We start from the raw sequence: 15,399 nt of genomic DNA on the forward strand, positions 1-15,399 counted from the left end.
TTCGCCCATTAGTTTCTTTTGCTATAAGAGATTTAAAATCAATGGATTCAAGTGTGATCATAACGACTGATATCAATGTATGAAAAATGAAACCAATTAGATCACAAATTTAATCAAAATGGTATTACTGCAACTTGAAACGCCTTATAGCTTGACGTATTAAGCACCTAAAACTTCGATAAGTATCATAGCATTAGTGTATTCTTGTACTTATACCAAGTTGATTAATTATCTGTTCATTTTTAATGGTTAATATGAAAAATATAGTGTTATAAATAGAATAATTACTTATAAAATTTTATGCTTTGTATTTATCTATTTTTTGCATTAAAAAGTAGATGGCTTGATTAATCAAATGGTGTTAATTGCCAGGTACTATTTTGGTTTAACCAGTGAGAACAATAATAATGAATATTGATGGAACGTTAGTAGCTAAACAATTACGAGATAAATTAGCGGTAGAAATAACTGAGTTTAAATCATGTCATGGTATTCAGCCGAGTTTAACCGTGCTGCTTGTTGGTGAAGATCCTGCTAGCCATATTTACGTAAAAAATAAAGTCAAACAAACACAAGAAATTGGTATGATCTCCAATGAGATAAAATTACCCTGTGATACTTCTCAGGAGTATTTACTAAGCCAGATCGAAAAATTAAATAATGATAATAGCGTTCACGGCATTCTAGTTCAGTTACCTTTACCAAAACACATAGATGAAAGTGCTATTGTTTCAGCTATTAGTCCTAATAAAGATGTTGATGGTTTTCATGCGATAAATTCTGGTCGATTATTTAATGGTGAAACAGAGGCTATTGTACCCTGCACGCCACAAGGTTGTGTGATCTTGGTAAAACAACATTTAGGTGATGATTTATCTGGTAAGCATGCTGTTGTTATCGGTCGATCTAATATTGTTGGTAAGCCTGTGGCTATGTTGTTACTGCAAGAAAATTGTACGGTAACTATTGCGCACTCTAAAACCATAAATTTACCTAAAGTATGTCAGCAAGCTGATATTTTAGTTGCCGCTGTTGGTATTGCTAAATTTGTTAAAGCTGCTTGGGTTAAAGAAGGGGCTACTATTATTGATGTAGGCATCAATAGAGTTTTAACCGATGAGGGCAAATCAAAACTGGTTGGCGATGTAGATTATGATGCGGTTATTGCTAAATGTGGGGCTATTACGCCTGTTCCGGGTGGCGTAGGGCCAATGACAATTGCTTGTTTATTAAAAAATACGCTAACAGCGGCTAAAAATAGTCTGCGCTAGCGCTTACCTTGTGTAGTCATTAGAGATTTCAAAATCAAGTTAATATTTGATTGCAAATTTTTAGCGATCTGAAACTGTACTGATCTTCAAGGAAACTGATTTTTTAGGTAGTTCAGAGAGCAAGTAAAATGGCTTGGATGGTAGAATAGTTCTTACATACGGTTATTAGCATAGAACAGCAATTAACCGCCGCTCGGTTTAATCATTTACACTACATCGAAAGCAGTGTAAATTTTTCTGTCTCTCTCGATAACGAATCAATCGTTGTTTAAACTCTATGGGTAGCTGAGCTATGTCGTCACGGGTGTTATAATGAATGAAGTGATTTGATAAATAAAATGTTTGTAACGCCTCATCAGCAAAGCAAATAATGTTTTTATATCTTGCTTTTTTTCGCTCATTTTTATCAGAAATAATGGCATGTAGCATTAAGCTTGCGATATTTTTACCACGTTGAGCTTTGTCGGTAACTAAGCCATGTAGTAGCCAAAAACTCCCCGGCTCTTGACCGGCTGATATGATTACACTGGCTATAATTAACTTATCCATTTTAACAATATAACATTGATCATGTCCGATAAAACTTGCTGCATATTGCTGGTTTTTATAAAAGCGCAATATATCTTTTTTATCTGTCTTTACTGCTTTTATAACTGTGTATGGCGAGAAGGGAGCATCTGGATTCATTTATTTATTTCTATTCAACAGTATTAATTTAATTTATTTTTACTTAGTTATTCCACACTAGGCCTCTACGGATTTTCTATCTTATTTAACGTTACTAACAAGCTGAGCCATTAAGCTATAAAACATCATCGCTTTGCTAATCGACTTACAGTTGAATAACCTGTAATCGTGTTAAGTATCAACTAATTATAATCGTTTTGTTAAACAACTGATATATTTACCTGCATATACTGCTGCTTTAGTTAGGGTAAATGAAACTTTGCTTGAACTTATGTGTTGATTTACTCTTTGGTATTTAATTAGCGCAAATAAGCTATTAACAGGTGAATTTAAATCAAACAAAGCAGCAACCATGAGCTAGATTAGAAATAATTCTTTTTAAACCAAAATAGTTTGGCTAAACATCGGCAATTACAGGTTACAATACGCTATTATATTTTTGGTTTTATGTGTCTGTAACAATTATATTGTTTAACAGATATAAGTTAAATAACGTGGAGAGTAAGCTTGCAGTTTAGTGATTTTGGATTGGATAGTAAAATAATGTCAACTGTGGAACATTTAGGTTTTAGTGAGCCTAGTGAAATTCAGCAGCAGGCAATTCCTGCCGCCATGGCAGGTCATGACTTGATTGCTTCATCTAAGACCGGCTCAGGTAAGACGTTAGCCTTTATTATTCCTGCGATGCAGCGCTTGTCAAAAAATAGAGCGTTAAGTAAGCGAGATCCACGTGTGCTTATTTTAACGCCAACTCGTGAATTAGCCAAGCAAGTCTTTACTCAGCTAAGAATGTTTACATCGGGTTCTGCATTTAAAGCGGTACTTATTCTTGGCGGTGAAAATTTTAACGACCAAGTTAAAGTATTAGAAAAAGAACCTCATTTTATTGTTGCTACACCAGGGCGTTTAGCCGATCACCTTTCGCAAGGGCATTTTCACTTGAGTGGTCTAGAATTACTCATCCTTGATGAAGCAGATCGTATGTTAGATTTAGGCTTTGCCGATCAGTTATCACAAATCAATAAAGCTGCCGATCATCGTAAACGCCAAACGCTGCTGTTTTCTGCGACTTTAGATCATGCACAAGTTAATGACTTTGCTTTAGCATTATTGAAAAAGCCAAAGCGTGTCGCTATCGGCAGTGGCTATACCGAACATAAAGACATTACTAAGCGTTTTTATCTTTGTGATAACTTAAGCCATAAAGAAAAGCTACTGGCACACTTTATTGCGACTGAAGATCACCAGCAAATAATTATATTTACTGCGACCCGCGCCGATACCGACCGGTTGTCGACATTATTAACTGAGCAAGGCTTAAGTGCTGTTGCCTTAAGTGGTGAGCTAAACCAAGGTCAACGTAATCAAATAATGGACGGTTTCAGTAAAGGGCAGCAAAAAATACTGATCACGACTGATTTAGCGTCTCGCGGATTAGATTTAATTAATGTCTCGCATGTTATTAATTTCGATATGCCAAAGCATACCGAAGAATTTGTTCATCGCATTGGTCGCACTGGCCGCGCAGGTAGCACAGGTGACTCTATTTCATTTGTTGGACCTAAAGACTGGATAAGCTTTAAAAATGTAGAAGGCTTTCTGCAACAAAAGCTGACTTTTGATACTGTTGATGGCTTAAAAGCTAAGTTCAAAGGTATTAAACCTAAGAAAGCGAAAGTCGATAGCAAAGTAAAAGATAGCAATAAGTCAGTCGTAGTAGCTAAGAAACCAAAATCAAAGAAAATTGTTAAGAATACCTTTTTAGCGGAAGACGCTGGTGAGTTACCGGTATTAAAACGTAAGCAAGCAGTTACCCCACAAGATATTGATAATTCGGCTATCGACGAAGTGGATTGATCCTGATCAGTTATCTTAACCATTAAGCTTTTATAAACCCGCTATGCCTCAATATTAAAAAGGTATAGCGGGTTTTTTATTTCTATAGTGCTTGATTGTGAATTCACTTAAGTATTTATGATGGGCCATCCATTGTAACAATTAGAGATTTTTTTGAAAAAATCTCTGTTAACAACCACAGAAAAACCTTAACTAAATGAGCGCTGAGGCGGCTTGATCATAGCGACTACTCGCTATTTTTTCTAATCTCAACAATACTTATATTTTGATTAAACCCTAAAATTTATAAAGAGTGCCTAAAGGCATGTTGTGCTCTTTTTTGTGAGGTTAGCATCACGTGTCAGCGAGCAATGAACCAGAAGTCTCAGTTTCATTAGACAAGGTTACGCAGCACTTTGTTGTAGATGCGGAGCTACATCAGGGCTTTCAATTAGGTAGTTTAGTGATTGAACCTGATTTAGGTATCGTTATTCGAAATGCTCAACGATACCACTTAGCACCTAAAGCGATGGAGGTTCTACTTTATTTATCATCGACTAATGGTGAAATTGTCTCGCGAGAGCAGATTTCGGCTTTTGCTTGGGGCGATAATCATGCGGCAAAAACCAATGTTACCCACGTCATCAGTGAAATTAGACATGTACTTGATGATCACAAAGAATGTCCCACTTATATCCAAACTATTCCTCGCAAAGGTTATCGTATGCTTTTACCGACAGTGGCAAAGTCAGTGAATAGTATTTGGCCGTTCCCCGCTGATCAGGTACACCAAATTAGTGGCTCAGAAAAAAAATGGCAATTGTCATTTTCATTATTAAAAAGTAGCCGTTTAATTAACGCTAGTGCTGCTTATTTAGTGGTATCTTGGGTTTTATTACAAGTATTCTCAATTATATTACCTATTTTTGATGTGCCAACTTGGGGGGGTAAGGTGGGGGCTTTATGTTTAGTTATTGGCTTTCCTCTTGTTATTAGTTTTCAGTGGTATAAAGAATTTAAAATAAGAAAAAAGTTTGCGTATGAAAACAATAAAAACCACCGATTTATTTATCAACAACTTTCTGTCGATAGTTTCTGTATATTAATAATATTGTTGATTATATATTACCTGTCTACTCATCTTATTGAAAAAATAGAAAGAGAAAGTAATTTACAGCCACTTAATGTCATTGTTGATAACAAAGCGCCCATCGCCAATGTGGTTGAAAATGCTGTTGCTATCTTGCCTTTTCATGCAACCGATTTAGACAATAATCCTCAATACTTCATTTCAGGTTTGCAAGAAGAGCTGGTAAATCTATTAACATTAAAAGCTGTATTTAAGGTGTCTTCAATAAGGGCGATAAATGCATTAGAACCTAAAGCAAGCATTGAAGAAATTAAAAATATTTTAGGCGTTAAATATATCGTAGAAGGGCGTTCTAAAGTTGTCAACAGTGTATTAATTATTAACACTATCATGACAGATGTTGTGACTGGCTTTCAGGTTTGGTCTGATGAATCTAAGGGCTCAATAGATGAACTGGTTATACTCTATAGTGACTTGTCTCGTAAAATTACTAATGCATTGCGTTTGCTTATCGTTGGTGAAAACGCAGAGAACAAAATCAATGCCATGCCAACAGAAAATTTTGCAGCCTATGATGCTTATTTACAAGGCAAAGAAAAGTACAGAAATTCAAAAAACATCAACAGCTTAGTCGCAGCAGAAAAACTCTTTATTACTGCCTTACAATTGGACCCTGATTTTATTCAAGCTTCGTCAGCCTTATGTCAAACCTACTTGGATAAATATTTACTGAGCAATGATACAAAGGAATACGAAAAAGGTTTAAATGTTTGTCAATTAATTGCCAGCAATCGGACCGTATCGTTTGAATCAGAATTAGCACTTGGTAGACTTTATCGTGTCAATGGCCAATATGAAAAAGCTGAAACACACTTAAACAAAGCAAAACTAATTAAACCAGAGTCCAGTGAAGTTTTTATTTCATTGGCTGATTTATACGCAAAATTAGAGCAAAGTGATAAGGCTGAAAGTTTATATCAACAAGCGATTAGTTTTGAGCTAGGTAATTGGAAAAATTACTATGATTACGGTTTGTTTTTGTTTAATTCGGGCCGTTATGAAGATGCAATTAGCCAATTTAATAAAGTAATACTAATCAATAACAGCACGGCTATGGCCTATAATGCCTTAGGGGCTGTTTATTATATGGTACTAAATTTTGAGCAGGCCAACATTGCTTGGTCTAAATCACTGGCAATTAAGCCAACAGCATTAACTTTTTCAAATTTAGGTACCGTACTGTTTTTTATGCAGCGCTTTGAAAATGCTGCTGAAATGTATTTACAAAGTGCTGAATTATCATCATTAGATCCTACCGTTTGGGGTAATTTGGGCGATGCATTTAAGTACAGTGAAAACAGCACACTAAAGGCTCAAGCGGCTTATAAAAAGGGACTTGATTTAGCTCAAAAAAATGCGGTTATAAATGATAAGGATCCAAGTCTGCAAGCACAAATATCTCGTTATTACTCTGAATTAACTCAATGTGACCAGGCAAAGAAACACCAAGAAATAGTACTTAACAATAACGTGCATGATCCCTATATTTATTATGACTTAGCCATAGTAGCGATTAATTGCTTCGACGTTAACGACATGAAGCCATTTATTAAAAAAGCTATCTTTTTAGGCTATCCCCGACAGCTTTTATTGGCGGATCCTCAGTTTTACGACTATAAACATTGGATAAAAGAAATTGTTTGAATCCATTAACCTGAATAAGGAAAATTCAATGAATAGCCAAAATATCAAATTACTGAAAAAAATGATCAGCGGTTTAATACTCTTAATAGCGACAACTTCCTTGGCAGCTTTTGCTGCTAGCAACAGCGCTAAAGATAAAGAATTGCTCATTCATGTTGACCCCTCAACACATTGCGCAATCAAGGTAACTCCCTCCGTCAATGAAAGTAATTGTGCATTGTTATATTCAGAGAGTAAAAACCCCTGTAAGAATGATCTCGAATGTGTTTGTTCACAAAAGGAGAAATATATTGCTTGGCAAACAACTACGGGTGATGCCTTTGATATTCGTTTTACCGAGGGTTCGCCTTTCAAAAGATGTGTATATCAAGCAGGTCGCGATGGTGAAGTGCGTTGTAAAATTAAAAATACAGGTGACTATTACTACGAAGTAAATGTCAAAGGCTGTGCAACTAACCCTTATGATCCTCGCATTGTGGTGCAATGAGTTTTTGTACTGTATGACCTGAGATTTGGCAATATATTTTTTTGAAGGCTAAAATGTACTTAGCCAAAGCTCAGGTTATTTTACTTATTCGCTAATTAATTGCTTAACACTATACTGACTTTCAGTATGACCAAGCTTTGTTTTTAAATAGGGGAGTATTTCATCTAACTGGCTAGTTAATTGCCATGGTGGATTGACAATAAATAAGCCTGTGCCGGTCATGCCATATTCTTCAGTATCTGCATCTTGGCAATATTCTACTTGCGTTAAGTTACGCACATCACTCTTGGTAAAGGCGCTCTGCATTTGTTCAACAAGTTCACGTTTAACGACGGGATACCATAAAATGTAAGTGCCAGTAGCAAATTTTTTATAAGCATTAACAACCGTACGAACGGCTTTTAAGTAATCTTCTTTTAACTCATAAGGTGGGTCAATTAAGACTACACCACGACGGTTCGGCGGCGGCACTAAACCTAACACACCTTGGTAACCGTCAGATTGCTTAACATGGGACTTATTCCACCGTTGGCTATATGCTTTTAAGTGTTCAATATCAGTCGGGTGTAACTCAAATAAATGTGCGCTGTCTTGTCGACGAGTAAATTGGCGAGCAATACCTGGAGAGCCAGGATAGAGTGTAAGTTCTCCAGTTTCCTGATTTAAATTTTTGACTAAATCAATATACGGCTGCAGGGCTTCGGGTAAGTCATCATTTTCAATTAACTTAGCAATACCGTTTTTATATTCACCGGTTTTTTGAGCGTAATCGTCGCTCAGCTGATACATGCCAGCGCCCGAATGACTATCAATATAATAAAAGCCCTTATCTTTGCGGGTCATATATTCTAGTACTAAGGTTAATACCGAATGTTTTAAAACATCAGCAAAATTTCCGGCGTGAAAAGCATGGCGATAACTGAGCACAATGGCTCCTTAAAATAGCGTAATAGCAATTGAAATAATAAAAAATAAAGCTATCAAAATTAACTCATGATAGCTTTATTACAGTACGTTTACCTAGATGACTAATTTATACTTTTGACGCTAAATATTCGTCGTAGCCACCAGCAAAATCAGTGTAACCACCGGTTGTTAATTCGATAATACGAGTCGCTAAGCTTGAGACAAATTCTCGGTCATGACTCACAAACAAAATAGTGCCTTCATATTGCTCCATTGCCATGTTTAATGACTCGATAGATTCCATATCCATATGGTTTGTTGGTTCATCCATAATGAGAATGTTTGGACGTTGCATCATGATTTTACCAAACAACATACGACCTTGTTCGCCACCTGAAAGTACTTTTACTGATTTATTAATGTCATCAGCAGAGAATAATAAACGTCCTAAATAACTACGAACGGCCTGTTCGTCGTCGCTAGGTTGACGCCATTGGCTCATCCATTCAAATAAAGTCATATCATTTTCAAATTCATAACTATGGTCTTGCGCGTAGTAACCAATGTTAACGTTTTCTGACCAAGTATATAAACCTGATGTTGGCTGATATTCAGCTTCGCCCATTAGAGTACGTAAGAATGTAGTTTTACCCACACCATTTTGTCCGATAATGGCGACACGCTCACCAACTTCAATCATCATGTTAAGGTTGCTTAAGACTTTATTATCACCAAAGTTTTTGCTCATACTTTCAAGTACGAGAGCATTACGGAATAATTTTTTGTCTTGTTCAAAGCGAATAAACGGATTAACACGACTTGATGCTTTTACATCGGCCAATTGAATTTTATCAATTTGCTTAGCACGAGACGTTGCTTGTTTTGCTTTTGAAGCATTGGCAGAGAAACGCGCCACGAAAGCTTGTAGTTCACCAATTTGTGCTTTTTTCTTGGCGTTGTCAGACATTAATTGCGCTCTAGCTTGCGTAGACGCCAACATATATTCGTCATAGTTACCCGGAAATAACCGTAATTCACCGTAATCTAGATCAGCCATGTGGGTGCAAACACTGTTTAAAAAGTGACGGTCATGCGAGATGATGATCATGGTTGAATCACGTGCGTTCAAGGTTTCTTCTAACCATTGAATAGTGTGAATGTCCAAGTTGTTGGTTGGCTCATCAAGTAATAAAATATCAGGATTAGAGAATAATGCTTGGGCTAATAGCACACGTAATTTCCAACCTGGGGCAACGTCACTCATTAAACCATAATGTTGATCGACAGGAATACCGACACCCATTAATAATTCGCCGGCACGACTTTCTGCGCTGTAACCATCCATTTCAGCATATTCAGCTTCTAAATCACCGGCACGCATACCATCTGCTTCACTCATTTCAGGCAAAGCGTAAATCTCATCACGCTCTTCTTTTATTGCCCACAATTTAGTATGGCCCATAATAACGGTGTCAACGACAGACGTTGCTTCAAAACCAAACTGGTCTTGACGAAGTTTACCAATGCGCTCATTTGGATCTAAATTAACATTACCCGAGGTTTGCTCTAAATCACCACCTAAAATTTTAATAAAGGTTGATTTACCGCAGCCATTGGCCCCGATTAAACCATAGCGATTTCCGCCACCAAATTTTTGTGAAATGTTTTCAAATAACGGCTTAGCACCGAATTGTTGGGTAATATTGTTTGCAGCTAACATATAAGTTCCGTAGCGATTGTGTAGATGAGTGTAAGTTGAACTTTAATCTAAGTTTAACCTTAAATAATGCGCGAGATTATACAGTATGATGACGTTGTTTGGAATTCTAGTGAGGCTTGAATGTGCAGGTTTTTTATTTGTTTTACATTAGTCACGGTGATTTGATAACTGCTTATCATTAAAGCAATAAAATGAAATTAAATTACGCTATTATGGTTCTAATTAACGAGTATCATTAATAATCGGAATAAAAAAAATTATAAAAACGATAAAATCATGTCAGCATTATGTTGCAACACTTCAGCAAGGAATAAATTTTGTTGAACAACTCACTGACCAAGAATATGGCGTTAACATTGCTGGAAAGTCTAGCCCTATGGGCACGCACGTACGTCATATAATAGACCATTATCACTCTGTTAAGTCAGGCTTTACCACTCAGGTGGTTGATTACGAATTGCGTAAAAGAGGTTCGTTGGTTGAAACCAGTCGACAGGTAGCGTTAGCGCAATTAGTGGTGATACAAGCATGGATAAAGTCTTTAACTGAGGACTCTTTAGATGAAATCATTACTGTTCGTTCTGACGTGGGTATGGGTAGTTGCCATATCATTGCAGTAAAAAGCACCTTAGCTCGAGAGTTAATGTTTGCTAGCAGCCATGCGATTCATCACTATGCAGCTTTAAAGCACGCGTACCAATTATTAGGAGGAAAGTTTGACGATATTGATTTTGGTTTAGCTTCTTCTACCGCTACGTTTGATAAGCAACAATGTGAGATAAGTTAAGTCTTAATGCCTATCTATACGGCTCTGCTTCACTACACTGTTGCCAAGTTATGAAGTCTACTGCTTAAAAGGTTAAAGAGAATGAGTATTTTAGCCAAAAATTTTTACGATTGATAATATAGCGCATGGCACTTTTGTTGTTGGTCGGACTTTAGTCCGTCAACTGTTCAGCGGGCAATTAACGTGATGGGTAATAGACATTTGAAATAGGTGTTATTTTTAGGTCAAAACAGTTAAGTTTCATTTAACCTAGTGGATTAAAGTTCAAGCTACATAGAGCCTATAGGTGAATGATATAGCCTTGGCTATTTTTGTAGGTCGGACTTCACTCCGTCAACTGTTCAGCGGGTAATTAACGTGATAGGTAATAGCCATCTGAAGCAGGTGTTATTTTTAGGTCAAAACAGTTAAGTTTCATTTAACCTGATGGTCTAAAGTCCAAGCTAGATTGAACTAGCACAGAGACATCTATAAATTATAAACTATACATTTTATCAACCATAACAACTTAGTTTGATAAATATCATGACGAAGTATTAGCGTTTACTTTAGCTAAATAACCCTCAAGCTTATCACCTAAATAGAGTTTTAATAATCGTTTCGGGGCGCTAGGTACATCTACGCTCAGTAATAATCCGGGTGTAGAGGCGAAATTAGGGTCTATTGCTACACAGTGAAACGTAGCCCCTAGCTGATGATATTGTTTCACTAGTACCGGCAAACCTTTACCGTCAGGCTCAATTTGTTTTATCAGTGTATCTAATGTTTCAATATCTTTTGGGTTGTGTTTTAAGTAGCTTAATAATTCATGGTGAATAGGATGCTTAAAACTTTCTTTTGCCATTACTTTATCGGTTTTGGTAACTAAGAACTGTTCTATTAATAAAACGCTTAGTGGATCGTATTGCTTGCTTAACGATACCGTGCCATAAAGCACTCGGTATTGGGGATGCTGAGCAATAAAAGCACTGATACCCTTAAATAACAATAACAAGCCGTGAAAACTACGTTGATGTGCCAAAACGATAAATGAGCGACCCATTTCTAAGCAGGCTTGCTGTTGGTTGATAAACGCAGTGTCGAAGTTAAACATTTTTGATAGGTATAAACTCTTCATACCATCTGTCTTTAATAATTTATCAGTTTGGCCCATTCGGTAGGCGCCAATAATAGATTGATTTTTTTGGTCAAAAATAAACAAATGCGTATAAGTATCATCAAAGTCATCGCCATCTTGTGGATTGCCACTGCCTTCATCTAACAATCTAAAACTTGCTTCTCGAAGTTTTCTTATTTCTTCAACAACACTAGGACATTGTGCGCGTGTTGCATAACAAACGACATAACTTTTGTAATGAACTAATTGTTGTGCTTTAGCTAGTGCGTCAACTTCTTTAGATAGTTGCCCTTTGGCCTGTGATTTTGCTAGAGGTTGCATGGCTTCGGGTGTTTTTTTTGCTGATGTTTCAGGCCACTTTTGTCGATAAACCGGATCAAGTAAGTAGGTTGATAAGCGCGTTAAATCTGTACTCATTTGAATATTACCTTGTGCTGATTTTATCTGTAAAGCTTTGCCGAAGGTGATGGGAATATTTTTTTTATCACTTGCCAGCATCTCACGAATCAACATCAATAACCTTAACCTGAAATATATATGTCCCAGCCAATAAAAGCGTTTTCGATTCCTTCCGCCAATAAAGCAGGGGATCACCGGGCAAAGAAACTTATTCATTAAGGAGCCGACTAATCGATTCCAAGGGTGGTCGGTTATAGGAGAAAAAATAGTCTCAGGGTAACTCACTCTGCCTGCTGGGAATATCACCAGTAATCCACCTTTTTCAAGGTGTTGTTGGCATTGGCGAAGAGAAGATAAGTTTCCCTTGGCGCCAGTTGACAAAGGATTAGTGAAAATAAAAAAATCGGCTAATTCAGGAAAGATTTTCAGCGCTTTATTCGCTAAAATTTTTACGTCAGGGCGTACTGTCGATAAAATATTCGCTAAAACAATCCCTTCAATACCACCGAAGGGATGATTTGCAACAACAATAGCAGCGCCTGATTTTGGTACATTTAAAAGGTTGGCATCAGCGGTCTCAACCCTTAGGTCTAACTGTTGAATAAAAGCCTCAGTGAATGCGACTTTTTCTAAACCAGCTAAACCCATGGCATGGTAGTGTTTGCTTAACTGCTTAATACACAATATAGCGTCAGCTAAACTTATAATACTTTTTTTAAACCACGTACTAGGGGGTTTTGCCATTAAGTTTGTAATAGAGAGTTTAGACAAGTGAGTCATTATCCTGATTAAGGTCTAATAAATAGACCTTAATCACAGCAATAAATTTCAACATCATACTGCTTTTATTTGGCCTTTTTTAGGTTTTCTGTCGTTAAACTGATTATCAGAAAAACGCGTTAAGCCTTGTTTGGCCTTATCGCCCGGTTTAGCTTTTTTAGCGGTGATGGGTTTTTTACCGTAACGCTTTTCTTGCCCTGGTGAGGTTTTATTCCCTTGGGCATTATTTTTACCTTTGCCGTTGTTTTTAAAATGCATTTGTTGGCTTTCATTTCTGCTTTCATTAGGCACTAAACAACCGGGTTTACTCCCAATCAGTTTTCTTGCCAGACCCATTTTGGTTAAGGCGTCACGAATAATGCCCCAGTTTGCAGGATCATGATAACGCAATATAGCTTTATGCAAACGACGCTGAATAGTGCCTTTTGGCACAGATACGGTTGCGCTGTCTTTTTTAACATTACGCAATGAATCAATTTCAGTATGATAAAGCGTAGTGGCGTTTGCTAACGGTGAAGGATAAAAGTTTTGTACTTGATCAAGTTTAAAGTCGTTTTCTTTTAGCCATAGCGCTAGGTTAACCATATCTAAATCGGTAGTGCCCGGATGTGCTGAGATAAAGTAGGGGATTAAATACTGCTTTTTACCCGCAAGTTTAGAATAATGGTCAAACATTTCTTTAAACTTGTTATAACTGCCCATACCAGGCTTCATCATTTTATTTAATGGCCCTTCTTCAGTATGTTCAGGAGCAATTTTTAAATAACCACCCACATGGTGAGTCGCCAGTTCTTTAACATATTCAGGGTCTTGAATCGCTAAGTCGTACCTTACACCTGAAGCGATAAGTATTTTTTTAATACCTTTAACTTTCCGTGCTCTGCGGTATAAATTAATTGTTGGGGTATGGTCGGTGTCTAAGTGGCCGCAAATAGTTGGCCAAACACAGGATGGCTTACGACAGGTAGCTTCTGCTTTTTCACTTTTACAGTTTAATTTATACATGTTAGCGGTGGGTCCGCCAAGATCAGAAATAACGCCAGTAAAACCAGGCACTTTCAATTTAATATCTTCAATTTCGGCAATAATAGAGTCTTCAGAGCGACTTTGAATAATACGGCCTTCATGCTCGGTAATTGAGCAGAAGGTACAACCGCCAAAACAACCACGCATAATATTAATTGACGTTTTTATCATGTCGTAAGCAGGAATTTTAGCATCACCATAAATAGGATGAGGTACACGTTGATACGGTAAACCAAAAACGCCATCCATTTCTGCTTCAGATAACGGTTTAGCCGGCGGGTTTAACCAAATAAGTCGGCTACCATGCTTTTGCACTAAAGGTTTAGCGGATGTTGGGTTAACTTCTTGATGAAAAATACGTGAGGCATGCGCATAAAGCGTTTTGTTGTCTCTGACTTGCTCAAAGGTTGGTAAGTTAATGTACGTAGTTTCCCACGGTTTTTTCTTATCTTCCCATGATTTATTCTTATGTGCAGTGGCTCTAAATTCACTTAATTGTATCGGTTGTGCGGTTTTAGTCACATCTTTTTCAGCGGCGTTTTTTACCATGTCTTCAGCGGCAGCAGCTGCTGCATCGGCTGATGTCGTCGCGCAGTCAGGCGATGTCATGTCTTGATATGGGCTATAGATAGGGTCTATTTTTCCCGGTTTATCAATACTTCGAGAGTCTATGCCTTTCCAACCGGGTAATACTTGGTTTGCTAAAAATGCGCTACCACGTACATCGGTAATATTTTTAACATCATCACCATTGGCAATACGATGGGCAATTTCTATGAGTGGACGCTCAGCATTACCGTAAATTAACAGATCAGCTTTGGAATCAAATAGTACCGATTGACGCACTTTATCAGACCAGTAATCATAATGAGCGACTCGGCGTAAACTCGCCTCTATACCACCAATAATAATAGGTACGCCTTTATAGGCTTCTTTACATTTCTGGGTATAAGCGGTTACCGCGCGGTCGGGACGTTTGCCACCTTCATCATTCGGGGTATAAGCATCGTCATGGCGCATACGTCTTTCGGCCGTATAGCGGTTAATCATTGAATCCATATTGCCGGCGGTGACACCAAAAAATAAATTAGGTTTACCCAATTGCATAAAGGCGTCTTTTGAGTGCCAATCAGGTTGAGCAATTATGCCGACGCGAAAGCCTTGTGACTCCAACATACGACCAATAACGGCCATACCAAAACTGGGATGGTCAACATAAGCGTCGCCAGTTACTAAAATAATATCGCAACTATCCCAGCCTAACACCTCCATTTCTTGACGAGACATCGGCAAAAATGGTGCGGTTCCATAGCATTCTGCCCAATACTTAGGGTAATCGAATAGTTTTGGAGTTGTTTTCTGGAGTGACGCTAAGTTCATACATTACCTAAATTAATTTTTTACAATAGAGACAAGCGTGATATTACACACTTTCAAAGCCTAACAATGACCTATTAACCGACAAAGTAAATACCTTGATGATAAATGTCATATTTACCACATTCACACAGCGCACGATTGCAGAAATAAAAGTCATATTAACGAAGCGCGCGATTATAGCAGAGAAAAATACGAGGCGCGTGATTAAA

The 15,399-nt window shown here is 37.4% G+C and carries 10 protein-coding genes; 5 read left to right on the plus strand and 5 right to left on the minus strand.

The window, feature by feature from the left end:
* The first annotated feature begins 392 nt into the window (after window positions 1-392).
* Complete coding sequence (gene folD, locus H4J61_RS00280; protein ID WP_310650009.1) at window positions 393-1,271, plus strand: bifunctional methylenetetrahydrofolate dehydrogenase/methenyltetrahydrofolate cyclohydrolase FolD; 879 nt, start codon at window positions 393-395, stop codon at window positions 1,269-1,271.
* Window positions 1,272-1,469: 198 nt separating this feature from the next.
* Here folD and H4J61_RS00285 read toward each other — a convergent pair whose 3' ends face one another.
* Entirely contained in the window at window positions 1,470-1,958 is a 489-nt protein-coding gene (locus H4J61_RS00285) for a GNAT family N-acetyltransferase (RefSeq protein WP_182138400.1), read from the minus strand.
* A 507-nt stretch (window positions 1,959-2,465) separates the two neighbouring features.
* Between H4J61_RS00285 and H4J61_RS00290 the strand changes: the two genes are divergently transcribed.
* The 3 genes from H4J61_RS00290 to H4J61_RS00300 all read left to right on the plus strand — a co-directional run bounded on the left by H4J61_RS00290 (window position 2,466) and on the right by H4J61_RS00300 (window position 7,075).
* Complete coding sequence (locus tag H4J61_RS00290) at window positions 2,466-3,815, plus strand: DEAD/DEAH box helicase (RefSeq protein ID WP_182182639.1); 1,350 nt, start codon at window positions 2,466-2,468, stop codon at window positions 3,813-3,815.
* A gap of 337 nt (window positions 3,816-4,152) precedes the next feature.
* Window positions 4,153-6,588 (plus strand): tetratricopeptide repeat protein, encoded by a 2,436-nt coding sequence (locus H4J61_RS18015; RefSeq protein WP_182182641.1) that lies wholly within the window; start codon window positions 4,153-4,155, stop codon window positions 6,586-6,588.
* A 28-nt stretch (window positions 6,589-6,616) separates the two neighbouring features.
* Window positions 6,617-7,075 (plus strand): hypothetical protein, encoded by a 459-nt coding sequence (locus H4J61_RS00300; RefSeq protein WP_182182644.1) that lies wholly within the window; start codon window positions 6,617-6,619, stop codon window positions 7,073-7,075.
* A gap of 84 nt (window positions 7,076-7,159) precedes the next feature.
* On the opposite strand, the gene H4J61_RS00305 is transcribed toward H4J61_RS00300, so the two are convergent.
* Window positions 7,160-8,002, minus strand: a complete 843-nt coding sequence (locus H4J61_RS00305) for a 23S rRNA (adenine(2030)-N(6))-methyltransferase RlmJ (RefSeq protein ID WP_182182646.1) — start codon at window positions 8,000-8,002, stop codon at window positions 7,160-7,162.
* Window positions 8,003-8,108: 106 nt separating this feature from the next.
* Complete coding sequence (locus H4J61_RS00310; protein ID WP_182138405.1) at window positions 8,109-9,701, minus strand: ABC-F family ATPase; 1,593 nt, start codon at window positions 9,699-9,701, stop codon at window positions 8,109-8,111.
* Between the two features lie 268 nt (window positions 9,702-9,969).
* On the opposite strand from H4J61_RS00310, the gene H4J61_RS00315 reads away from it, so the two are divergent.
* Window positions 9,970-10,488: a DinB family protein gene (locus H4J61_RS00315; RefSeq protein WP_310650010.1), complete on the plus strand. Its 519-nt coding sequence runs from the start codon at window positions 9,970-9,972 to the stop codon at window positions 10,486-10,488.
* Window positions 10,489-11,011: 523 nt separating this feature from the next.
* On the opposite strand, the gene H4J61_RS00320 is transcribed toward H4J61_RS00315, so the two are convergent.
* Both H4J61_RS00320 and H4J61_RS00325 read right to left on the minus strand, forming a co-directional pair.
* Window positions 11,012-12,775 carry a lysophospholipid acyltransferase family protein gene (locus H4J61_RS00320; RefSeq protein WP_182182648.1) on the minus strand — a complete coding sequence of 588 codons (1,764 nt, stop codon included), beginning with the start codon at window positions 12,773-12,775 and terminating at the stop codon, window positions 11,012-11,014.
* Window positions 12,776-12,838: 63 nt separating this feature from the next.
* On the minus strand, window positions 12,839-15,190 hold the full coding sequence (locus tag H4J61_RS00325; protein WP_182182650.1) for a YgiQ family radical SAM protein: 2,352 nt from the start codon (window positions 15,188-15,190) through the stop codon (window positions 12,839-12,841).
* Between the last annotated feature and the right edge of the window lie 209 nt (window positions 15,191-15,399).

It is taken from the genome of Colwellia sp. MB3u-4 (assembly GCF_014077065.1).
GTDB lineage: Bacteria > Pseudomonadota > Gammaproteobacteria > Enterobacterales > Alteromonadaceae > Cognaticolwellia.